Below are 21,535 nucleotides of genomic sequence, written 5' to 3'. Positions count from 1 at the left end.
TCTCCTCGGGGCCCTTGGCCTACCAGTTGGTCACCGAACCGTCGGTGCGTTTGAGATGGGGCGCTTCCCAGAACTTGAAACTTTGCTTGGCGAGCAGCGCCTCGTTGACTTCAACGCCCAGGCCCGGCGCATCGCTGACAGGATAGACCGCGCCCTCGAGTTTGAGCTGGACCGGGAAGAACTCGGAATTGTCAAAGCCGAGCGCAGTTTCAGGAGCGCGCGTTTCGAGCCAGGCGAAATTGGGGACGGCGGCCGCGAAGTGAACCGTGGCGGCGGTGCAGATCGGGCCGAGCGGGTTGTGGGGCATGAGGTCGACGTAGTGCGCCTCGCTCCAACCGGCGACTTTCATCGCTTCGGTGAGGCCGCCGACATTGCAGACGTCGAGGCGATTGAACTGATGGATGCCGCGCTCGATATAGGGAATGAATTGCCACTTGCTAGAGAATTCCTCGCCGATGGCGAAGGGAATGTCGGTCATGGTGCGGAGGGTTTCATAGGCTTCGGGCGCCTCGTCGCGGATCGGCTCTTCGAGGAAATCGAGGACGCCCTTGTCGAGCTTGTTGCAGAAGCTGGCAGCCTCGGCGACCGAAAGGCGATGGTGGTAATCGATACCGAGGACGACCTCGCTGCCGAGTTCTTCACGTGCTCGATTGAGAATGCGGGCGGTTGCGGCGATGGATTGGCGCGGCTCGAAGACGTCTCGACTGTCCTGCCCGATTGGGAAGAAGCGGATGGCATCAAAACCCATTGCGCGCAGTTCATGGGCGCGTTCGACGGCCCCCTCCCCCGCCGCATCGCCGGTTGAGGCAAAAGCGGGCACGACATTGCGCTGCTTGCCGCCAAGGAGTTCATAGACCGGCACGCCGAGCGCCTTGCCCTTGATGTCGTGGAGGGCGATATCGATGGCCGAGATGGCGGCCTGGAGTACGCGGCCGCCCTCGAAATACTGGCTGCGATACATTTCCTGCCAGATGCGGCCGATCTGCATGGCATCCTGGCCGATGAGGAATTTGGCATAATGCTCGATGGCGCCGGCCACCGCCTTCTCGCGGCCCGAAAGGCCGCTTTCGCCCCATCCGACAATCCCCTGATCGGTTTCGATCTTGAGAAGGAACTGATTTCGTATGCCGACCCATACGGGATAGGGCGTAATGGCGGTAATCTTGAGTTTTAAGGACATAATGATTTCTGGTTAGTCGGCGCGCAGGGCCATTTCGGTCTGGCCATCGAAGAGGTGAATGCGGTCCTGGTCGAATTCGAGCCAGACCTGTTCATCGGGCGCAACGACGACCGAAGGTGGAAAGCTGATATTGACGATGGCGCCGGAGAGGAAGGCTTGCACGAAGGTAATGTCGCCGGTGGGCTCGACCGTATAGACGCGCGCCGGGACGGTGCCGGGCATCTGAGACTTGTGTAGTTTGATGGTCGAGTGGCGGGCGCCGAGGACGACTTTGCTGGACGTGGCGCCGGCAACTTTTCGAGCGTTTTGTTCAGAGAGCGGCAGGCTCCAGCCTTCGGGGCTGGTAAGGACGCTCTGGCCATTGGCGGTCGAGAGTTCGAGCGGCACGAGGCTCATGGCGGGGCTGCCGACGAAGCTGGCGACGAACATGTTGACCGGATTGGCGAAGACGTCGGCCGGCGTGTCGTATTGCTGGAGAAGACCGCCATTCATCACTGCCATCTTGTCGGCCATGGTGACCGCTTCGAGCTGGTCGTGCGTGACATAGATGATGGTGGCTTTGAGATCCTGATGGAAACGCTTGATCTCTGAACGCATCTGCACGCGCAGTTTGGCGTCGAGATTGGAGAGTGGTTCGTCCATGAGAAAGACGGCAGGATCGCGGACCAGCGCACGGCCGAGGGCGACGCGCTGTTGCTGACCGCCCGAAAGTTCCCGCGGCTTGCGCTCGAGAAGATGGGTAATGTCGAGCACCCTGGCGGCTTCGCGCACCTTCCGGTCGATCTCATCCTTCGGGAGCTTCCGCATCATCAACGGGAACGCGAGGTTCTGGAACACCGTCTTTTGCGGATAGAGCGCGTAGTTTTGGAAAACCATGGCGATGTCCCGATCCTTGGGATCGAGATCGTTGACGACGCGATCGCCGATGACGATGTCGCCCGACGTGATCGGAATGAGCCCGGCAACGAGATTGAGCGTCGTCGTCTTACCGCAGCCGGAGGGGCCGACGAGAGCGACGAATTCGCCGTCATTGACCGTCAGCGACACGTCCTTGGCGGCATAGATGGAGCCGTAGGTCTTGACGAGATCCTTGAGAACCACTTGGGCCATGTGTACCCCCGTTAGTGTTTGACGGCGCCTTCGGTGAGGGCACGCACGAAGTATTTTTGCAGCACGAGGAACAGCACCACGACCGGCACGCTCATCAGGAAGGTGGCGGCCATCAGGCCCGGCCAATCGGTCGCGTTCTCCGAGAAGAAGCGTTGGATGCCGACCGGAAGCGTCATCTGATCGTGCCGCGTGAGGAACGTGTAGGCGTAGATGTATTCGTTCCAGGCGCCGATAAAGGAATAGATCGAGGTCGCGATGATCCCCGGGGTCGAGAGCGGCATGACGATATGGAAGAAGGCCTGGAACCGGGTCGCGCCATCGATGCGCGCAGCCTGTTCGAGCTGGATCGGGATATTGTCGTAAAAGCCCTTGAGCAGCCAAATGGCGAGCGGCAGACCAAAGGTTAGGTAGGTCAGGATCAGGGAGCCATGTGTGTTCACGAGGCCCAGAACCCGCATCAGGATAAAGAGAGGCACAAGGAACACGACCGCCGGAAACATGTTGCGCAAGAGAATAGCGAAGAACAGGAAGTTCCTGCCCGGAAACCGAAAGCGCGAGAACGCGTAGGCCGCCGGGACCGCGACGACAACGGCAATCACGGTCGTCGCTACGGACACGAACATGCTGTTCCAGAAATAGCGCAGGAAATCGCGGCCTACGCTGCCATTGGGATCGAGCAGCCGCCAGTAGTTGTCGAGTGTCGGCGCCGCCGGCCACCATTGCGGCGGATATTGCATGGCGGCAAAGCCGGTCTTGAGCGAGGTGATCACCATCCAGAACATCGGCATGATGGTGAAGCCGACCAGCAGCGTCAGGAAGATGCGGCCGGCCCAGCGCCAGCCGTCGATGCTGCGTCGTCGCGCCACCCGGATTGGTTCAGCGGCGGTTGTGATCTCGGAGGTCATGCGCCGGCCCTCGATTCATCGCCGCGGGTCAGTGCGCGGACATAGAAGTAGCCCAGCGTCATCATGATGATGAAGAGCAGGACGGCGTAAGCGGCGCCGACACCCCAGCGCTGGCGCAGGAAGGCGAGTTCGTAAATGTGGGTAATCCAGATCTGCGTCGAGCCAACTGGCCCACCCCCGGTCATAATGAAGGGGATGATGAACGAGTTGAAGTTCTGCACGACGAGCAGCAGGATCGTGACCGTCGACACGCCCGACAGATGCGGGAAGGTGACGTGCCAGAAACGTTGCCAAGGATTCGCGCCATCGACCTGGGCGGCCCGCAACAGCGAGTCCGGCACTGTCTGGAGGCCAGCCATCAGCATGATCATGGCAAAGGAAAACTCCTTCCAGACATTGACCACGATCAGCGAATACAGAGCGCTCGTCGAATTATCGATGAAGTTGATGGGCCTGTCGGTGATCCCAAGCTGCACCAGCGCCGCGCCGATCGCCCCGAAATCGGAATGGTAGAGCCATTTCCAGACATAGGAGGCGGCCACCGCACTGATCACCCAAGGGATAAGCAGCAAGCCACGCAAGAGCGCGCGCCCGACAAACTCGCGATGCAGTGCGAGCGCGGCACCCAGACCGAGCAGGAAGGCGAAAAGGGTCGAGAGCACAGTCCAGACAATCGTCTGCCAGGTCACTTTCCAGAAGACAGGACTGGTCAGAATTGTGACGTAATTGTCTATGCCGTTGAACTGCTTATCGGCCAGCGACAGGCTGGCTGGTGTGTTAAAGAAGCTCAGTTCGATAGTGTAGTAGATCGGATAGGCGATCACCACGATCATGGCCACAATGGCAGGCGCGACGTAGAGATAATCGGCGCGGCTCTTCCAGATTTTTTGACCTAGATTGGGTCGCTTGGGCACAACCCTAGGCACGTCGCGAAAGATGGCCTGCTTCTGAACGCTGCTCACCACATAACCCCTTTATACCGGCATCGCGGACCGGCAGCACGAGCTGCCGATCCTTGGAGTTGGTAGAGGTCAGAGGCCGCCGCCGCCGCCAATGATCGCTTCGATCTTGGTGGCCGCATCATCGGTTGCCTCGTCCACCGTCATGTTTTCCGTCAGAGCATTCTGCAGCATGTCCGGAACGATGATGTTCATGATCTCCGGCGCTTCCGGGATCACCGGGAACGGAATGCCGTTGGGCAGCATGGAGGTGGTGACATCCAGGAACTTGATGGTATCGAGACGTTCCTTCATGGCATCGGTGAGGAAGCCATTGATATTGCCGGGATTGGAGCCGACCCAAGCAAGCTTGGTGGACCATTCCGGGCTATTCCAGAAGCAGATCAGCGCCTTGACCGCCTGCTCGTCCGACTGTCCGCCTTCGACGAATTCGGGCTTGACCACATGGATGTTGGAGCCGCCGAACACGACGGCGCGCTTGCCATCGGGGCCCGTCGGCAGCAGGCCATAGCGCATATTGGCGACAACATCGTCGGCAACAGCCTTGTCTGCGCCGGTGGCCTTGGAAGCAAGGTCGACCATCTTGGCATATTCGGCAGGGTGGGCGATCATCATGCCGAGTTGCCCAGCGATGAACGGGGCCTGATTTTCCGCCTGAGTATTGGTCAGGGCCGAAACCGGGACGGATTTATCGACGACATACATCTGGTAGGCAGCCTCGAGTGCGGCCTTGGACCCGTCATTGTTGATCTCGACCGTGGTATAGGTCGGGTCAGCCGAGGTTTCGTCGAGCGCGCCGCCACCATAGGCCCAGAGCTGGGGCATGAAGCGGAACGGCGTATTGCCTGCATTCTGCTTGGCTACGAGGCCATAGCCGGCAATCCCAAGCTTGTCGTGGATGGTCTTGGAATAGGCCACCACGTCATCCCAGGTCGCTGGGGGATTTTCTGGATCGAGCCCGGCGTCCTCGAAAATCTTGGCGTTCCAGATCAGCGCCATGGTCTCGTTATTGGTAGGCAAGCCGTAGGTCGTGCCCTCGTAAGTGACAGACTTGAGAGCACCGGGCCAGAAATCGGCGGCCGTGTATCCGACATCCTCCGGCGCGAGCGGCTGCAGATAGCCTTTGGCGGCAAACTCGACGCCACCGAGGATCTGGAGGCGAATGACCATCGGAGCGGCATTGCCAAGTAGAGCCGTGCGGAACTTGTCGAGCAATTCGTTATAGGTAATCGACTGCACATCGGTCTGGATATTGGGATATGCTGCCTTGAAGGCTTCCCAGAATGCCTTGTCCTGATCGTGCGCGATCTGCGGATCTGCCTCGAATGGCCCGGTGTACCAGTAGCTGACCTTGCCAGCATAATCGTTGGGAACGACAGCGCCGCAATCCTTGGCGGCGTCGAACTGCTTCGTGCCGGCGATCGACTTGACGTAGTCTGGCGACCACTGGCTGAGATCGACGGTCTGAGCAAATGCGGTCGTCGACATCAGCGACGTAGTCGTCAGAGCTGCAACGGCATAGGCAACGGCCTGCCGACGAGTCAGCGAGCCCGGCCGCTGAGCGCGGCCCTGCATATTCGTCATCGATAGTCCTCCTCAAGCGGAAAGCCGCTCGACCCCATCGGTCTGACCTGGCTCTCCACGCAGCTTGCGCTGCGCCTCCTCTGCAGACGATCAGGTGGCGCCTGCTCCGGGGCCGGGCTTTTGCCCATGTCTCCCAAACAAGAACGTTACAGACGGGAAGTTGTGTGTCAAGCGCGCGAAAATCGTACATTATTTTGTGATTTATGCGTGCGAAGCAGCTTGGCTTACCGGTGAAAGGCGCATAAGACAGGCGCTATGACTGAGAGCAGCGCCACCCCTTCTTTGCCTGAAACGGCGAATGACCAGCCGGGCACTGTCTACGAATTGATCCGCGAGGATATCATTTCGGGACGGCTCGAGCCCAGTGCTCGCCTCAAGGTTGCCGACCTGGCCGCCACCTATAACACGTCGACCAACCCGGTGCGCGAGGCGCTGCAACAGCTGCGCGGCGAAGGGTTTGTAGTGATGGAAGCCAATCGCGGTGCGCGCGTGGTCGCCATCGACGAAGACTTCGTGCGCGACATCATCGAGATCGAAATGCTCATTGAGCCGGCGCTGACACGCTGGTTTGTCTCGATCGTCAGCGACGCCGACATTGCAGAACTCGAAGCCGCCCAAGCCGAAATCGAGGCGCTCAATTTTTCCGATCCGCGGCAGCATGGCAAGCTGGATACGAAATTCCATCAGCTCATTTACGACCGCCACTACAACAGGCACGCCGCTGAACTCTGGTGGAAGCATCGCGAGATCCTCCGCGCTATTAGCCGCCGTTTTCCGACTTCGCTGAGCCGTCGCGTTGCCGTGCTGAGCGAACATCGTGAGCTCATTGCCCGCATCAAGGCACAGGATGCCGACGGCGCTGCGGCTGTGGTTGCGCGGCATGTCGAAGGATCGGGACGTCACATCATCGAACAGATGGGCGTTGCCAAGCGCAATCTGGCGCGGAGGAGCGCCGGATAGAGCATCCGCACCGCTGGCGCGGTGAAAGCATAACAAGGGAGGGAGTTTCATGACCAGGGATTTGACCGCCGGCGAGCATATCGAAACCTATGTGCGCCGATCTTCCGCGCCAAGCGACTTGCGCATTACCGACCTGCGGGTCGCAGAGATCGTCGGCGCGCCCTTCACCTCAGCTTTGCTCAAGATCTACACCAACCAGGGCATTGTCGGCCTCGGCGAAATCCGCGACGGCGCGAGCGCGACCTATGCGCTGATGCTCAAAAGCCGGCTGCTGGGGGAAAATCCTTGCGACATCGATCGGCTCTTCCGCCGTATCAAGCAGTTTGGTGGCCATGGCCGGCAGGGCGGCGGGGTGTCAGCGATCGAGATTGCGCTCTGGGATCTTGCGGGCAAGGCCTATGGCGTGCCGATCTATCAGATGCTGGGCGGCAAGTTTCGCGACAAGGTCCGCTGCTACTGCGATACCGACGCCGACAAGCCAAGCGGCACCGAGACGGGCAAGCGGCTCAAGGCGCGCATGGATATGGGGTTCACCTTCCTCAAGATGGACCTGGGGCTGATGCAGATCGCCGATATTCCGGGGGCCGTGGTGTCGCCGGCGGGTTCGCTCGAAGCCTATCGCGTGCATCCCGATCGCGGGCCAGTGACGTCGATGGATGACCGCCGAGCGCGCAATGCGGTCTATGACACGCATAATGTGCGGCACCCATTCAGCGGACTCCATTTTACCGACAAGGGCATCGATCTCTTGGAGCAATATATCCACGAGGTGCGCGAGGTGATCGGCTACGAAGTGCCGCTCGCCATCGATCATGTGGGTCATATCTCGCTGCAGAACGGCATTCGGCTGGCCCGGCGGATCGAGAAATACGTCCCGGCCTGGCTCGAGGATGTCATCCCCTGGCAATATACCGAGCAATATCGGCAGCTTCAGGAAGCGACCACCGTGCCGATCTGCACGGGCGAGGACATCTACCTCAAAGAAGGGTTCGAGCCGCTCCTCAAGGCCGGGATTTCAGTGATCCATCCCGATCTTCTTACTTCGGGAGGCATCCTCGAAACCAAGAAGCTTGGAGATATGGCGCAGGATCATGGAGTGGCCATGGCCATCCACATGGCCGAGAGCCCGATCGCGGCAATGGCCGCCGCGCACGTGGCGGTGGCGACCGAGAATTTCATGGCGCTCGAATATCACTCGGTCGAAGTCGACTGGTGGGACGATATCGCCACGGGCCTGCCCAAGCCGTTGGTCAAGAACGGGTTTATCGAAGTGCCGGACAAGCCCGGGCTCGGGATCGACGATGTGGTGGATGAGGTCATCAGCCAGCACCTGCAGCCGGGTGTGAAGGGCATCTGGCAGCCGACGGATCATTGGGATCAGGAATATTCTTGGGATCGGACCTGGAGCTGACGTCTCTGGAAGGCCCCCTCACCCGACCTGCGGTCGACCTCTCCCCCAGAGGGAGAGGTGAAGAAAGGCAAAAGGCATGAAAATCACTGATCTGCGCTGTGCCGTTATTGGGCGGCATCCGATTGTTCGCATTGTTACCGATGAGGGATTGTATGGCTTGGGCGAGGTGGAGTTCACTAAGACCTATCTCAAACCCTGGGTGCTGCATTTCCGCGACGCACTGATCGGGGAAGACCCGACCGATGTCGAGCGATGCATGCTCAAAATCCGGCAGCGCGGGTCGTTCAAGCCCTATGGCGCGGCGGTGAGCGCCATCGAGCATGCGCTGTGGGACATTGCGGGCAAGGCGGCCAATGTGCCGGTCTATAAGCTCCTCGGCGGCAAGGTTCGGGACAAGGTGCGGGTTTACAATGGCTCGATCCGCCAGAAGCGCACCGGCGACCGACCGGAGGATTATGCGGCTGATGTGAAGTGGATGATGGAGCGGCCCGAAAAGTTCTTCATGGTGAAACAGGGCATCTCCTTCCACTCGAACATGAAGGATACGGTCGACGACTTCCACTATGGCGTGCGCCAGAACAAGGCCGGCTATCATGGCGCCATGGACCAGGGGCAGATTTCCGAGCGCGGGTTCAACCATATGCTCGACTGTGTTGCCGCGATGAAGGAAGTGCTGGGCGACAAGGTGAGCCTGGCGCTCGACTGTGGGCCGGGCTGGTTCCTCAATGACGCCATCCGCTTTGCGCGGGCTGTCGAGAAATATGATCTGATGTGGCTCGAAGATATGCTGACAGGGGACTATGTGCCTTGGATCAACCATCAGGCCTATCGCGAGCTGACCGTTTCGACCTCCACACCGATCCATACCGGGGAGCAGATTTACCTCCGGCACAATTTCAAGGAGCTGATCGAGACGCAATCGGTGCGGGTCGTCGGGCCAGACCCGGCCGATATCGGCGGGATCGCCGAGCTCAAATGGGTGGCGGAACACGCCTACATGCACTCGATCATGATGGCGCCGCATGGCACCGCCAATGGCCTTTTGGGGCTCGGGGCGCTGATCAATGTCTGCGCGACGCTGCCGGCCAACTACATCGCCTTCGAATATCCCAGCGCATCCGATCCGTGGTGGGAAGACATTGTCATCGGGCTACCGAAACAGATCGTCACCGATAGCCATGTCGATCTGCTCGAAGCGCCGGGCCTTGGGCTCGATATCGATGCCGAAGGCGCGAAAAAGTACCTGGCAGAAGAAGATGCCGGGTTCTTCGACTAGGAGGATTTCTCGATGAAGTATCGCTATCTCGGCCGCTCAGGGCTTTTGGTGTCGCGGCTCTGCCTTGGCACCATGACATTCGGCAATGCGCAATGGGGCTGCAACCAGGACGAGGCGAGCCGCATCGTCCGGCGGTTCGTCGAAGCGGGTGGCAATTTCATCGATACGGCGGACGGCTATAGCGGCGGCGAATCCGAGCGGATGTTGGGCACCGCGCTGAGCGAACTTAATCGAGACAACCTCATCATCGCAACCAAGTGCTGGTTTCCGACGGATCAGGCGGTGACGGCGCGGGGGCTTTCGCGAAAACACATCATCGAGGCCTGCGAGAAAAGCCTGAAGCGCCTGGGGCTCGACTATATCGACCTCTATCAGTTTCATGGGCCAGACCCTTACACACCGATCGAAGAAAGCCTGAGGGCCGCCGACGATCTCGTGCGGGCGGGTAAGGTGCGCTATCTCGGCTGCTCGAATTTCCACGGCTGGCAGATCGCCAAGGCGAATGCGCTTGCTGATGCGAAGGGGCATGAGCGGCTGATCTCGGCCCAACATCTCTACAATCTTATCCGCCGCGATGTTGAGCGCGAAATCTTGCCGGCCGCCGAAGATGCTGGCGTCGGGATGATCTGCTGGAGCCCGCTCGCAGCAGGCATGCTTTCGGGAAAATATCGCAATCAGTCGGCGCCGGACGCGCAATCGCGTATTGGCATTCAAGCCTCCGTCACCATGCCGCGCTACTGGTTCGATAATGCGCTGCGATTGATCGACAAGGTGGTCGAGGTTGCCGATCGGCAGGGACATACGCCGAGCCAGGTGGCGCTGAGTTGGCTCTTTGGCGATCGACGGGTGACTGCGGCGATCATCGGGGTGCGCACGGCGGAGCAGCTCGACGAAAATCTGGCCGCGGGCGACGTGGATTTGCCGCCTGACGCGAGGGACGAGCTGACGGAAGCTCTACCGTTTGCCTTGGGATATCCTGTCGAATGGACGGACAACAATCTCAAGGCCACATTCGGGAAGGCGGAGTTCGAGCCGAACCACCGCGTGCGTCTGCCGTGACCAGGCCGAATTGTGGGCGCCTAACCGCAGTCGGCGAGAACTTTGCCGATTGCTGCTGAGGAACCCACCGCGCCAAAACGATGACGATCGAAAAAATCCGGCCCGCCGCTGGCGGTGGATTTCACGAAGGCAAGTTCCATGGTTTCGCCGGCCTGCTGCGCGGTCCGTGCCCATTGCCGCGCTACCGGGCCGCGGATGATCAGCGAGCTGCCATCGTAGTGGATCATCGGAAAGTCTTGGGCGAAACTCGTATCTCCCCCGGCTGACACCCCGCCGCCTCGCGTGCTGATTGCAAGGCTGAGGGAAAGTGACTTGGCGACCGTCGCGCCGGGCTTACGCACCCAATACGCCATGGCCAGATCACCGCCGCGGCAGGCGAACTGGAACTGGGCCCCGCCATTGTCGGAATAGGCGATGGGCGTAGCGCCGCCTTCAAATTTCCAATCGGCAGCGATAGCTGGGGACGATAGCACTAAAACAAGCAACAACGCTCTGAGCATGGATCCATTCACGTTGGGAAAGGGCGCGTACGCAGTACTCGATCGCGCATCTCATCTTGGGCGATGATGGTGAATGGAATGATAAGATCGGCCATTGTGTCGACGAGCGTCAGCTCGCCCAGTCATTCAGTGCAGCACGGAAAATCGCAGTGTTGCAATGTCTTGGCCGTTCGGGGATGTTGCGCACGGCCAAAGCATCTGCACGCCTGAAGGAAATCAGCGGCTTGACGGAAGAAGATACAAAGACGGCCCGCAAGAGCTGGCGCACCAAGCTGTTGGCGGCTGTTGGTGGGGTATCGGCTGCGTTGCTTTCCCTGGGATATTCGGTATCTCAGCAGAAAGTGGCCACCGCAGTGCCTCAGGTGGACGTCGGCACTCCGATCTCTGCGGGTCGGTGGACCCTATCGGTTTTGAAGGCTCAAGTGACGTCTGAGCTACCCAATGGCCTGGCGGTGTCGCCAGACAAACGGGCGTTGGTCGTGGAGATGTCTTTGGAAAATATCTCGTCGGAAAGCTCAAATCTTTACGGCGACCTTCTCGTCCTCTCCGACATTCCCGATCTTCCAAAGCCTGATTTCTACCTTTTGCGGGACCGAAGCATATTGTGGGATTTGCAGCCCCGAATGCCTGAAACAGTCGCCGCGGTTTGGGAAGTGCCGGTGGATCTCCGACTGCCTGAGACGCTCACAGTTCATGTCCAGGGCGCCGCATTCAAACCGCGTGACAATCTCTATGCAGCGCCCGGCTGGTTCCCGACGGGTGACGTGGCGGAAGTCGTGTTTCCCCTTTCCGAGGTTGCCTCTGGGGATGGGAATTGATGGGGCACCTGCTGAGGATCTTTGCGCTGGGGATGACGGCGCTTGTGCTGGCCATGCTGCAAACGACGACGCCGCCCTATGCAATGCTGACCGGGCCAATCAAGACGGCGGGACCACAATCCGAGAGGGTGACGAGTGCGACGTTCGCCATCGACGTTGCCACGGTGAAGCAAGCGCGCGTCCTTGCCTATGATCAGTTCGGCAAGGCGGTGGAGCTGGACACCTCGGGGATGTGGGTAGTCGTTTCAGCCAAGCTGGAAGATTTCCGGCAGACCATGCCCGTTCGTGCAGCGACGCTTATCGGAGCCTCAGGCCGGCGTTATCGCCAATCGCAGCGGGCGGGAGGGGCGCCGGACGTTCTCGCTTCGAAAATCGTCCAGCCGGGGCTGCCGACGACGGGACTGTTCGTTTTCGAAATTCCCGAGGACGAACTGAGCAAGATGACCTTGGTCGTTTCCGAACAATACGACCCGCAACTTCAGGATGAAATTTCTGTCTCGCTCACTCCCCTCCCTGGTTCACCGCAAGACCGACTGGACATTGGCCCAGATGGCATCTGATCGCGAGAGAAAGATCCGATGGCTGTCGCTTGCAAGCCTTCCGGTGCTTGTCGCCGCGGCGATCGGTATCAATGCATGGCGCAATGTCGACGAATACCGGCATCGCATTGAAACCGATGTGCAGCCGGGGCCGACCGAACCTGACTATGCAGGCGCCACGTGGCGCATTGCGCAGGCACGCCTGATCGGCGACGGGAGAGACACGGAGGTTGTTCTTCCTGGCGAAATGCGACTTGTGATCGTACGGCTTTCAGCGACTGCAACGCAGACCATTGGCGAAGGATGGGGACAATGCGAAGTCAGCTTGGGCGACGGCACTGGTCGCCGCTGGCTGCCGCTCGACGTGGTTTTATCGGATGATCTCAGCCGGGATCTCGACCCGGTGGCCGAGCCGCTCGACGGCTGCGGCATCAAATCGCTCAACCCACCTGCTGCAAATGAGACTGCGACAATCGAAGAAAAGTTCGTTGTTCCTGCAAGTGCCGTTCCTGCGCTCTCCGTCACTCTAAGTGTCGGCGCCTTGAGGCCTGCAGCAATCGAGTTTCCGCTCGGCCTTGATCGCAGCTAGCCCACCGCTGGCGCTTGATTGCGGCCGCGCCATTGCCGGCCACGCGCGAAGCCAAGCTCCAATGTCGCGGCGAGGAGACAAATCTTGATCGGCGTCACCAAAAGGCCTTCGCCAGGATCACTCGGCGTGCCGATAAAAGGCGAGATGACCTGGGCGATGATTTGCCAAAGCGGCAGATCGTGCGGGCCGATAACTTGGGTGAGGCCATACCAGGCCCAGGCAGAGAGCCAGTCAAGAACGCGATATAGGACGATCGCGGTGACGATGAGCACAGAGCCTGATTTCAGCGTCAGTCCTATTCCTTCGGCAAGCGCTTGATAGCGCTTTACGGTTCCAGCACCGAAGCGCGCGATAAACTGGCGGACCGTCTTGGGAAGCGCCTTCCAGCGAGACACGACCCTTGCGAACCGCCCCTCTGCAATCGCGGGCGCAGCATTGATATCGTAGCCGTAGACAAGGGCAGCGATGGCGAGCCAGACCACGGGATAGAGGCTATAGAAAAAGAGGCTGATCAGCCGTGGGCCGGCCGGTGGCGATGCAAATTCAGGTGGCGTCGGAAGAACGGGCTGCGCCGCCGCTTCGCGAATGGGCGAGAGAGCGCCCAGGACCGAACCGATCATATCGGCCAATTGGCTGAACCAGGCGACAATGTCACCCTGCCACTGCGAAAGCGCGAAAATGCCGATGAAGGCCCAATTCGCCTCGCACAGCACTGTCAGCACCGGCCAAATCCGGGCCTTCGATCGTTTGTGCATGGCTTTGGCGAACCGTCGGACGGCCCAAGCGACCACGATGGGCACCGTCAACCAGGCACCACCAGTCACCTCCAAGAGGCTTTTTTGCTCACCGGCGAGAAAGAGGCTGAAGGCGAGGCGCGAATAATCGCGCAGCGTATCGCCCAGAAAGCCCCACGCAGCATAAAACGCAAAGAAGGGGACAAGGGTCAGCGTCAGTACGGTGATAAAATCTGTCGGTTCTTTGTCTTCGCTAGCGGTCTCAGCCCTCTGGTCCGCCACCGCCCTCGACGCTTTTTCAAGCGACGGCAGGGCCGGCCTCACCGTTTCAAAAAGCGCGACGATAATGATCAGCTTGAGCAGCACAACAACTGCTAGCACCGAAAGACCCGCCAGCGAATTCCAGCGCCCAAGCAGGGCGGCGAATTCATTCAACACGAGGTTGCCGATAAAGCCGAGCAGCCAGATTGCCGCGAGCTGAGGCCAGAAGCGCCACAGCAAAGCGGCCATCAGGCGAAACAGGTCTACCACGGTCTGAGCGCTGCCGCGGACAACGGCGGAGGAGTCTGGGTTAGGCATGGGAACTGGATAGCATTTAGCCAATGCACCACCAAGACCATCTCCGACGGCAAGGCCAATCCTGAACGAGCTGGTTCTGTGGATAGGCGAGGCAATTTTACCTTTCGTTTATCGGGCGACTTGATGATCTGCCTCGATTTAACAAAGGAGTCATCATGAGCGACGCAGGCATTGCAGGCGGCCGTATCCGGTCTTTCGTGGAACGCGTCGAGCAGATCGAGGCGGAGATCGCCGAGCTCAACGAGGGCAAGAAAGAGATCTTTGCCGAGGCAAAGGGCGAAGGCTTCGACATCAAGGTGATCAAGGAAATCATCAAGCTGCGCAAGCAAGACAGCAACGAACGCGACGAGCACGAAACGCTGCTCGACCTCTACATGCGCGCCATGGACAGTGCGCCAGACGGCGAGCAATCGAAGGCCGCCTAATCGAGATCAGACAGGAGCATCGCCAGACTAACGGCGGTGCTCGGACTAACTTTTGAATCCACCCAAATTCTGTGCCGGCACTTAAAACTTGTGTAGGCAAAGCATCCCGATGCCGTGCCACCTGCGCGTAGGCTCTTAACCGGGCATTGGGAAAATTCCGGATATAGATTGAAATTGCGCGAGCGGATTTTTGTCTCCGTCGCCCATGTTCGGTGTGTCGATCCGTGTTCGTCGATCAGTTCAGAGAGCAGGACTTTGAGCCGTCTCCTTTGGGAGATGCTCGTGCATTGACGCGCCTTGCTGCAGCGTTGGCTGTCGATGGCGCGGGCTTTGCCACGCCGGACGGTCAATGGCTCGCCTTTGGTGGCGCAGCGATTTTGCCCGTCCTTCCCGCTCTCGGTGAAGGCGTTCGCTGCTTCGACGTCGGCAAATCGACGGTCTTTGCAGCGCCCATCATGTCCTATGGCGATGCGGCGGACCGCTGGCTCGTGGTCTGGTTGACCAGGAAACCTCTGGCCACCAAGGCCGCGCAATTGCTCTTCAAGCTTGATGCTTTGACGGCGCAGATGTCATTGGCCCGCGTCCGCGCAGGGTCGATGGAGTATCGCCATAGGCTGCGGCGGGCGGCGAAGACGGCCGCGATCGGCTTCTGGTCTTGTGAGTTGCCGGGCGAGCAGATCGAATGGTCCGAAGGGGTTTACGAGCTTTTCGAATTGCCGGCGGGCTCTGCCGTGCCGCGTCAATTGATCCTCGAGATGTACGCGCCTGACTCGCGCTCGGCCATGGAGGCAGTCCGTCGCCAAGCGATCGAAACTGGTGGCTCGATGCGCTTTGACGCCAAGATAAAAACGGCCACCGGCAAGAAGCGTTGGATCCGGATTACCGGTACTGTCGATGTGGAAGACGGTAAGGCAACCCGCATCTTTGGCATCAAGCAGGACATCACCGAAGAAAAGGTGCTGGCGCAGGAAACGCGACGGCTGGCCAATACCGATCCCATGACCGGTCTAGCCAATCGCATGCATTTCCAGACCCGGCTCGAAGAGCCGGTCGGGGCGCTGCTTTTGCTCGATCTCGACGGATTCAAGGGTATCAACGACACGCTCGGCCACGCGGCGGGCGACGCGTGCCTGATCGAGACGGCTCAGCGCATGGCTGAGTGTTGTGGCCCCGACACGTTGATGGCCCGCATTGGCGGAGATGAATTTGCCGTGGTGCTCGATGACGAACGACCGGATGTGGCGCGCCTCCTCGCGCAGACGATCGTCGCGCGCTTGCAGGAGCCATACAGGTTCAACGGGACGACGCGAAAAGTGACAGCATCGGTCGGCATCGCCTATGGACACGTGTGCGTCGCCGATGAACTTTATGCCAGGGCTGATCAGGCGCTTTATGCTGCAAAGCGCGAAGGCCGCAATACCTGGCGCGAATTCACGCCAGCCTAAACTGCTATAAAACTTATATTTTTATGCCGAACACCCATGATCTGGGCTCGATTTTCGCGCTCAGTGAACACGTGCGCGTCATTGACCCGTCATAGAACTATTGGCGCCCCGTCATAATTCCGAAGTCTGATCGTCAAGGACCCGCTCTAGGACTCCGCCCGCCTCAGAAGGCCAAGTTCTCCGGAGCCCTACCATGACAAACATCAAGCTGCTGACTGCGGCTTCCTCGCTGACCCTCCTCGCGCTGGCCACTCCGGCTTTGGCGCAGACCAAGTTCGAATTCTGGTACGGCCTTTCGGGCGACCTGTCCGAGCGCGTGCAGGACATGTGCAAAGGCTTCAATGAATCGCAGACCGATTATGAGATCGTCTGCGTCAGCCAGGACAATTACGACGCCAACCTGCAGAACACGATTGCAGCGTACCGCGCCAACAAGCAGCCGACCGTTACCCAGATCTTCGACGCCGGCACGCTCGACCTGATGCTTTCGGGCGCCTATGTCCCCGTGCGCCAGCTGATGGAAGAAAACGGCTACCAGATCGATTGGGACAACTACCTCTCGGGTATCGCGTCCTACTTCTCGACCTCGAAGGGCGAGATGCTGTCGCTGCCCTTCAACAACTCGACCGCCGTCATCTATTACAATACCGACGCGCTCGAAAAGGTTGGCTTCGAAGGCACGCCCGAGACCTGGGAAGAAGTCGAAACCGTCGCCCGCGCCATGAAGGACGCTGGCTATGAATGCCCGATCGCGTTCGACCCGTCGGGCGCTTGGCAGTGGTTCGAGCAGTTCTCCGCCATCCACAACCAGCCGATCGCCACCAAGGGCAACGGCTTTGGCGGTCTCGATGCCGAAATGGTCGTGAGCCAGGGCAAGTTCGTCGATCAGCTCACCTGGATCAAGAAGATGTACGATGAAGGTATCATCGTTCACAAATCCAAGGATGCCGGCGAAACCGCCAACGACGCCTTCGTCAACGGCAAGTGCCAGATCACGTCGTCCTCGATCGCCGACCACGGCACTTTTGGCAAGCAGGCCGCCGAAGGCGTGCACTGGACCGACGCAATGCTGCCGATCTGGGCAGGCACCGAACGCACCAACTCGCTGGTGGGTGGCGCTTCGCTCTGGACCCTCAAGGGCAAGTCGGAAGAGGAATACAAGGGCGCTGCTGCGTTCTTCAACTACCTCGCCCAGCCAGAACAGGCCCAGACCTGGTCGACCATCACCGGCTACGTTCCCGTGACCATGGCTGGCTTTGAAGCCATGAAGGCCAATGGCTTCTATGACGAAGCCCCCTACAAGGGCCGCGAAGTCGCCATTGAATCGCTGACCTTCACCCCGCCGACCGAAAACAGCCGCGGTATCCGTCTTGGCAGCTATGCCTCGATCCGCGCCGAAATGGTCAAGACCATGCAGGACGTTCTCTTCAACGATCGTCCGGTTCTCGAAGCGCTCCAGGCGTTCGATGCCAAGGGCAACGAAATCCTTCGTCGCTTCGAGCAGACCTACAAGGGCGCCCAGCTCCCCTGATCGCTTGATCCGATTGCACGGGCGGCCCTCCGCCCGTGCTTTTTCTTTTTTCTTGGGAGACGGCGATGGAACGACGCGCCTATTACCGCAATGGGGTCCTGCCCTGGCTGTTGATCGGCCCGCAGCTCATCCTCGTCCTGGTTTTCTTCTACTGGCCGACATCGCAAGCGCTTTATTGGGCTTTTACGCTCGAACAGCCCTGGGGCGGCGGCAATAGCTGGATCTGGTTCGACAACTTCCTCGCGATCTTCCGGGATAGCGACTATTGGACGACCGTTGCGCGCAGTGCCTTTTATGCGCTTTGCACCACCGGCCTTTCGATGGCGGTTGCGCTCTTTCTCGCGTGCTTTGTCGATCGCTCGCTCAAGGGCACAAAGATCTTCCAATCGGTCTATGTCTGGCCATATGCGATTGCCGCGCCTGCTGCAGGGGTCGCCTTCCGGTTCATCTTCGCCCCGCAATCGGGGATCATCGGCTCGATCAACCAGATCTGGCCCGGCATTTGGGACCCGTCTACCAACGGCATGCACGCCCTTGCCATGATTATTATCTGCCACGCCTGGCTCGGCATCGGCTACAATTTCATCTTCTTCCTCGCCGCCCTGCAAATGATCCCACGCTCGATCACCGAGGCTGGGGCCATGGACGGCGCGCGGCCGGTTCGCCGCATGTTCGACCTGCAACTGCCGTTGATCGCGCCGACCGTCTTCTTTCTCCTGATCATGAACCTGATCTCGAGCTTCACCGACAGCTTTGGCCTCATCGACACGATGACCGAAGGTGGTCCGGTCGGCTCGACCGAGGTCATGGTCTACAAGATTTATTTCGACGGGTTCAAATCCCTCGACTATTCGGGCGCTGCGGCCCAGTCGATCGTCCTGATGCTCCTCGTCATTGCGCTCACTTTCGTCCAGTTCAAATGGGTCGAAAAGCGCGTTCATTACAATTGAGGGCGCCGAGATGATCGAACGTTCCCCCTTTTTCAATTTCGTCACTTATGCCGCGATGGTTCTGGGGCTGCTTGTGGTGCTGGTCCCGTTCTGGATCGTCATCGTGGCCGGCAGCCAATCGCTGCAGGAAGTCAGCCGAGTGCCCATCGTCCTCTGGCCCTCTTCCCACCTTTGGGAAAACGTCCAGGCGGCTTGGGCCCGGGCCGATCTTGGCCCGAAAATGCTCAATTCGCTCATCGTTGCGGTTGGCGTGACGACAGGCAAGATCGTGCTCGCCTCCCTTTCGGCTTTCGCCATCGTGTTCTTCAACTTCAAGGCACGCATGGTCTGCTTCTGGCTGATCTTCATCACCCTGATGCTGCCGCTCGAAGTGCGCATCGTGCCGACCTATGCGATCGCAGCTAACGCGCTGCTTCCGATGCAGGTCGTTCTCGATACGCTTGGGATCACCGGGCTCGTCGAGGCGGTTTCGAGCGTGCGCATCAGCCTCGAATGGAACCTCCTCAATTCCTATACGGGTCTGATCCTGCCGCTCGTTGCGACAGCCACCGGCACCTTCCTCTATCGCCAGTTCTTCATGACTATCCCGGATGAATTGGTGGAAGCCTCGAAGATGGATGGCGCCAGCCCGATCCGGTTCTTCTTCGATGTGCTCCTGCCACTCAGCCGCACCAATATGCTGGCGCTCGCGACCATCATGTTCGTGTCGAGTTGGAACCAATATCTCTGGCCCCTCCTCATCACAACCGACCGCGCCAATTACGGCACCGTCGTCATGCAATTGAAGGCCCTGATCCCGACCCAGAACGGTACGCCCGACTGGAACGTCACTATGGCAGGCGCCCTCATCATCATGCTGCCGCCGCTCCTCATCGTTGCCTTCATGCAGCGCTGGTTCGTGCGCGGCCTCATCACCAAGGACAAGTGAGACAACCATGGCTGCGATCAGCTTTTCCGGCGTGAAGAAGCGCTACCAGAAGAACGACGTGATCCATGGCGTCGATGTTGAAATCGAACCTGGCGAATTCGTCGTCATCCTCGGCCCCTCGGGCTGCGGCAAATCCACCCTGTTGCGCATGATTGCCGGGCTCGAAGAGATCTCGGACGGCACGATTGCCATCGACGGCAAAGTCGTCAACGAGCTCGAACCGCGCGAACGCGGCTGCGCCATGGTGTTCCAGAACTATGCGCTCTATCCGCATATGAGCGTGCGCCAGAACATCGGCTATGCGCTCAAGGTCGCGGGCATGCCAAAGGCCGAGCGCGAGGCCAAGGTGCTGAAGGTCGCAAAATCGGTCAGCCTCGACCCCTATCTCGACCGCAAGCCGGGCGAGCTTTCCGGTGGTCAGCGCCAGCGCGTCGCCATGGCCCGCGCCATGGTGCGTGAGCCGAAAGTGTTCCTCTTCGACGAGCCGTTCTCCAACCTTGACGCAAAACTCCGCGTCGCCATGCGCGCCGAAGTCCGCAACCTCCACCGCAGCCTGGGCGTCACCTCGGTGTTCGTGACTCACGATCAGACAGAAGCCATGACGCTGGCGGATCGGTTGATCGTCATGAACTCCGGCATAGTCGAGCAAGTCGGCAAGCCCTCCGAAGTCTATCATCACCCGGCGAGCCTTTTCGTCGCCGACTTCATCGGTTCGCCGGCCATGAATCTCGTGCGCGGCTTCTTTGCCGAAGACGGCTATTTCCGTCACGGCAATGGCGGGATGATCCGGTTGCCGGGCCTCGCGCCGCATCACCTCAGCCATGAAGTTTCCGTGGGCATTCGTCCCGAACTCGTGCGCCGGGTTGATGCCTCGCACAAGGACGCGATCCACGCGACCGTCGACTATACCGAAGAACTCGGCGCCTCACGCCTGATCTATGCCCGCGCCGATGGCAGCCAGATCATTGCCGTCGATACGCGCGGCGATGCGCTGGGCACCGGCATGCCGGTTCACTTCGCCTTCGACGAAGCCGATGTCCACGTTTTCAGCCACGACACCGGACGCCGCGTCGATGCGCCCGGCCGCACCCAACGCAGCTCCGCACCCGTTTCCGCCTGACCCCTGGAGATCATCTTGAGCAATATCATTGGTACCGGCTTCAATGTCGGCTCGACCGACGGCGAACTCGCCAGCTTCCACGACGACATGCGCGCCCTTGCCGATATGGGCGTCGATACGGTCGAACTGGGTCTCACCAGCCTAGACCTCATTTCGGGCGGCCGCATCATCCCCGAGCGCATGCAGCGGCTCGAAGCGATCACCAAGCAGTTCGACTTCCGCTACACCGTCCACGGTCTTGTCTCGTCGAACTTCATGGATCCGGTAACGCAACGGTACCAGATCGATGCCGCAAAGGCCCTGATCGAAGTCTGCGACCGCGTCGATGCCCGCGTCATCGTGCAGCACGGTGGATGCCTCCGCGCCGACCAGATCGCCGAGCGTAATGGTGCCGACCAGCGCGAACGCGAAGCCCTCACCGAACTCGCCGACTTCGCCCGCCCCTATGGCGTACGTATTGCGCTCGAGAACATTTTTACGACAGAACTCGGCCAGTATCGACAGACGCCGAGCCAGGTGGCCGAGACGGTCAAGGCCGTCAACCATCCGAACGTCGTGGCGCTGATTGACTTCAGCCACGCCTATATCGAGAGCACCTATCGTGGCCTCGATTTCTTCAGCGAAATCAGCGCCATGGCGCCGGTCACGGGCCATCTACACGTTCACGACAGTTTTGGTCGCCCACAGGGATTCTACAAGCCGTTCCATCCGCAGGAAAACACGGCCATGGGCATTGGCGATCTCCACATGCCACTTGGCTGGGGCGATATCGATTGGGATCGGATTTTCTCCGAACTCACCTTCCTGCCCGACACCGTCCTGATGATGGAAGTCGGCCATCGCTATCGCGCCGAGCAGCCGGAAAGCCTGCGCCGCGCGCGCGAACTGGCTGGGCTGGCGACGCCGGAAGCGGTTGCAGCGCAGTAAGCCCTT

At 59.8% G+C, this 21,535-nt stretch carries 21 protein-coding genes; 14 read left to right on the top strand and 7 right to left on the bottom strand.

The window, feature by feature from the left end; genetic code table 11:
• Positions 1 to 19 precede the first annotated feature (19 nt).
• The 5 genes from ASE94_RS15330 to ASE94_RS15310 all read right to left on the bottom strand — a co-directional run bounded on the left by ASE94_RS15330 (position 20) and on the right by ASE94_RS15310 (position 5,642).
• On the bottom strand, positions 20 to 1,180 hold the full coding sequence (locus tag ASE94_RS15330) for a mandelate racemase/muconate lactonizing enzyme family protein (RefSeq protein ID WP_062631118.1): 1,161 nt from the start codon (positions 1,178 to 1,180) through the stop codon (positions 20 to 22).
• 12 nt (positions 1,181 to 1,192) lie between these two features.
• Positions 1,193 to 2,290: an ABC transporter ATP-binding protein gene (locus ASE94_RS15325; protein ID WP_062631117.1), complete on the bottom strand. Its 1,098-nt coding sequence runs from the start codon at positions 2,288 to 2,290 to the stop codon at positions 1,193 to 1,195.
• Between the two features lie 11 nt (positions 2,291 to 2,301).
• Positions 2,302 to 3,195, bottom strand: coding sequence for a carbohydrate ABC transporter permease (locus ASE94_RS15320; RefSeq protein ID WP_062631116.1), 894 nt, complete (start codon positions 3,193 to 3,195; stop codon positions 2,302 to 2,304).
• On the bottom strand, positions 3,192 to 4,133 hold the full coding sequence (locus ASE94_RS15315) for a sugar ABC transporter permease (RefSeq protein WP_244484112.1): 942 nt from the start codon (positions 4,131 to 4,133) through the stop codon (positions 3,192 to 3,194). Before ASE94_RS15315 ends, ASE94_RS15320 begins: the two co-directional genes overlap by 4 nt.
• 93 nt (positions 4,134 to 4,226) lie before the next feature.
• Positions 4,227 to 5,642, bottom strand: coding sequence for an extracellular solute-binding protein (locus tag ASE94_RS15310; protein ID WP_244484110.1), 1,416 nt, complete (start codon positions 5,640 to 5,642; stop codon positions 4,227 to 4,229).
• Positions 5,643 to 5,993: 351 nt separating this feature from the next.
• Here ASE94_RS15310 and ASE94_RS15305 point away from each other — a divergent pair, with 351 nt between their 5' ends.
• The 4 genes from ASE94_RS15305 (at position 5,994) to ASE94_RS15290 (ending at position 10,444) form a co-directional block, all read left to right on the top strand.
• Positions 5,994 to 6,698: a GntR family transcriptional regulator gene (locus tag ASE94_RS15305; protein WP_061906999.1), complete on the top strand. Its 705-nt coding sequence runs from the start codon at positions 5,994 to 5,996 to the stop codon at positions 6,696 to 6,698.
• Positions 6,699 to 6,747: 49 nt separating this feature from the next.
• Positions 6,748 to 8,109, top strand: a complete 1,362-nt coding sequence (locus ASE94_RS15300; RefSeq protein ID WP_062631115.1) for a mandelate racemase/muconate lactonizing enzyme family protein — start codon at positions 6,748 to 6,750, stop codon at positions 8,107 to 8,109.
• 76 nt (positions 8,110 to 8,185) lie between these two features.
• Positions 8,186 to 9,385: a mandelate racemase/muconate lactonizing enzyme family protein gene (locus ASE94_RS15295; RefSeq protein ID WP_062631114.1), complete on the top strand. Its 1,200-nt coding sequence runs from the start codon at positions 8,186 to 8,188 to the stop codon at positions 9,383 to 9,385.
• A 12-nt stretch (positions 9,386 to 9,397) separates the two neighbouring features.
• Positions 9,398 to 10,444, top strand: coding sequence for an aldo/keto reductase (locus tag ASE94_RS15290; RefSeq protein WP_062631113.1), 1,047 nt, complete (start codon positions 9,398 to 9,400; stop codon positions 10,442 to 10,444).
• 20 nt (positions 10,445 to 10,464) lie between these two features.
• On the opposite strand, the gene ASE94_RS15285 is transcribed toward ASE94_RS15290, so the two are convergent.
• On the bottom strand, positions 10,465 to 10,944 hold the full coding sequence (locus ASE94_RS15285; RefSeq protein WP_156352172.1) for a hypothetical protein: 480 nt from the start codon (positions 10,942 to 10,944) through the stop codon (positions 10,465 to 10,467).
• 56 nt (positions 10,945 to 11,000) lie between these two features.
• Between ASE94_RS15285 and ASE94_RS15280 the strand changes: the two genes are divergently transcribed.
• The 3 genes from ASE94_RS15280 to ASE94_RS15270 are packed head-to-tail and all read left to right on the top strand — an operon-like array spanning position 11,001 to position 12,890.
• Positions 11,001 to 11,762 (top strand): hypothetical protein, encoded by a 762-nt coding sequence (locus ASE94_RS15280; protein WP_156352171.1) that lies wholly within the window; start codon positions 11,001 to 11,003, stop codon positions 11,760 to 11,762.
• Complete coding sequence (locus ASE94_RS15275) at positions 11,762 to 12,322, top strand: hypothetical protein (protein WP_062631110.1); 561 nt, start codon at positions 11,762 to 11,764, stop codon at positions 12,320 to 12,322. The genes ASE94_RS15280 and ASE94_RS15275 overlap by 1 nt, the downstream gene beginning before the upstream one ends.
• On the top strand, positions 12,312 to 12,890 hold the full coding sequence (locus ASE94_RS15270; protein WP_062631109.1) for a hypothetical protein: 579 nt from the start codon (positions 12,312 to 12,314) through the stop codon (positions 12,888 to 12,890). Before ASE94_RS15275 ends, ASE94_RS15270 begins: the two co-directional genes overlap by 11 nt.
• Here the strand turns inward: ASE94_RS15270 and ASE94_RS15265 are convergent.
• A complete protein-coding gene (locus ASE94_RS15265) occupies positions 12,887 to 14,203 on the bottom strand; it encodes a hypothetical protein (RefSeq protein WP_156352170.1) in 1,317 nt (438 codons plus the stop codon). The two genes, ASE94_RS15270 and ASE94_RS15265, sit on opposite strands and share 4 nt — an antisense overlap.
• 155 nt (positions 14,204 to 14,358) lie before the next feature.
• Between ASE94_RS15265 and ASE94_RS15260 the strand changes: the two genes are divergently transcribed.
• From ASE94_RS15260 to ASE94_RS15230, 7 genes are all read left to right on the top strand, one after another.
• A complete protein-coding gene (locus ASE94_RS15260) occupies positions 14,359 to 14,628 on the top strand; it encodes a DUF2312 domain-containing protein (RefSeq protein WP_061907008.1) in 270 nt (89 codons plus the stop codon).
• 287 nt (positions 14,629 to 14,915) lie between these two features.
• Positions 14,916 to 16,073, top strand: a complete 1,158-nt coding sequence (locus ASE94_RS15255) for a diguanylate cyclase (RefSeq protein ID WP_062631107.1) — start codon at positions 14,916 to 14,918, stop codon at positions 16,071 to 16,073.
• 193 nt (positions 16,074 to 16,266) lie between these two features.
• Positions 16,267 to 17,604: an extracellular solute-binding protein gene (locus ASE94_RS15250; RefSeq protein ID WP_062631106.1), complete on the top strand. Its 1,338-nt coding sequence runs from the start codon at positions 16,267 to 16,269 to the stop codon at positions 17,602 to 17,604.
• Between the two features lie 65 nt (positions 17,605 to 17,669).
• A complete protein-coding gene (locus tag ASE94_RS15245; protein WP_061907011.1) occupies positions 17,670 to 18,554 on the top strand; it encodes an ABC transporter permease subunit in 885 nt (294 codons plus the stop codon).
• Between the two features lie 10 nt (positions 18,555 to 18,564).
• Positions 18,565 to 19,482: an ABC transporter permease subunit gene (locus tag ASE94_RS15240; RefSeq protein WP_062631105.1), complete on the top strand. Its 918-nt coding sequence runs from the start codon at positions 18,565 to 18,567 to the stop codon at positions 19,480 to 19,482.
• A gap of 7 nt (positions 19,483 to 19,489) precedes the next feature.
• Complete coding sequence (gene ugpC / locus ASE94_RS15235) at positions 19,490 to 20,602, top strand: sn-glycerol-3-phosphate ABC transporter ATP-binding protein UgpC (RefSeq protein ID WP_062631104.1); 1,113 nt, start codon at positions 19,490 to 19,492, stop codon at positions 20,600 to 20,602.
• Positions 20,603 to 20,617: 15 nt separating this feature from the next.
• On the top strand, positions 20,618 to 21,529 hold the full coding sequence (locus tag ASE94_RS15230) for a TIM barrel protein (protein ID WP_062631103.1): 912 nt from the start codon (positions 20,618 to 20,620) through the stop codon (positions 21,527 to 21,529).
• The last annotated feature ends 6 nt before the right edge of the window (positions 21,530 to 21,535 follow it).

It is taken from the genome of Devosia sp. Leaf64, assembly GCF_001421945.1.
Taxonomy (GTDB): Bacteria; Pseudomonadota; Alphaproteobacteria; order Rhizobiales; family Devosiaceae; genus Devosia.
Note: the sequence above shows the minus strand (reverse complement) of the source record. Positions and strands in the feature narration are given on the sequence as shown.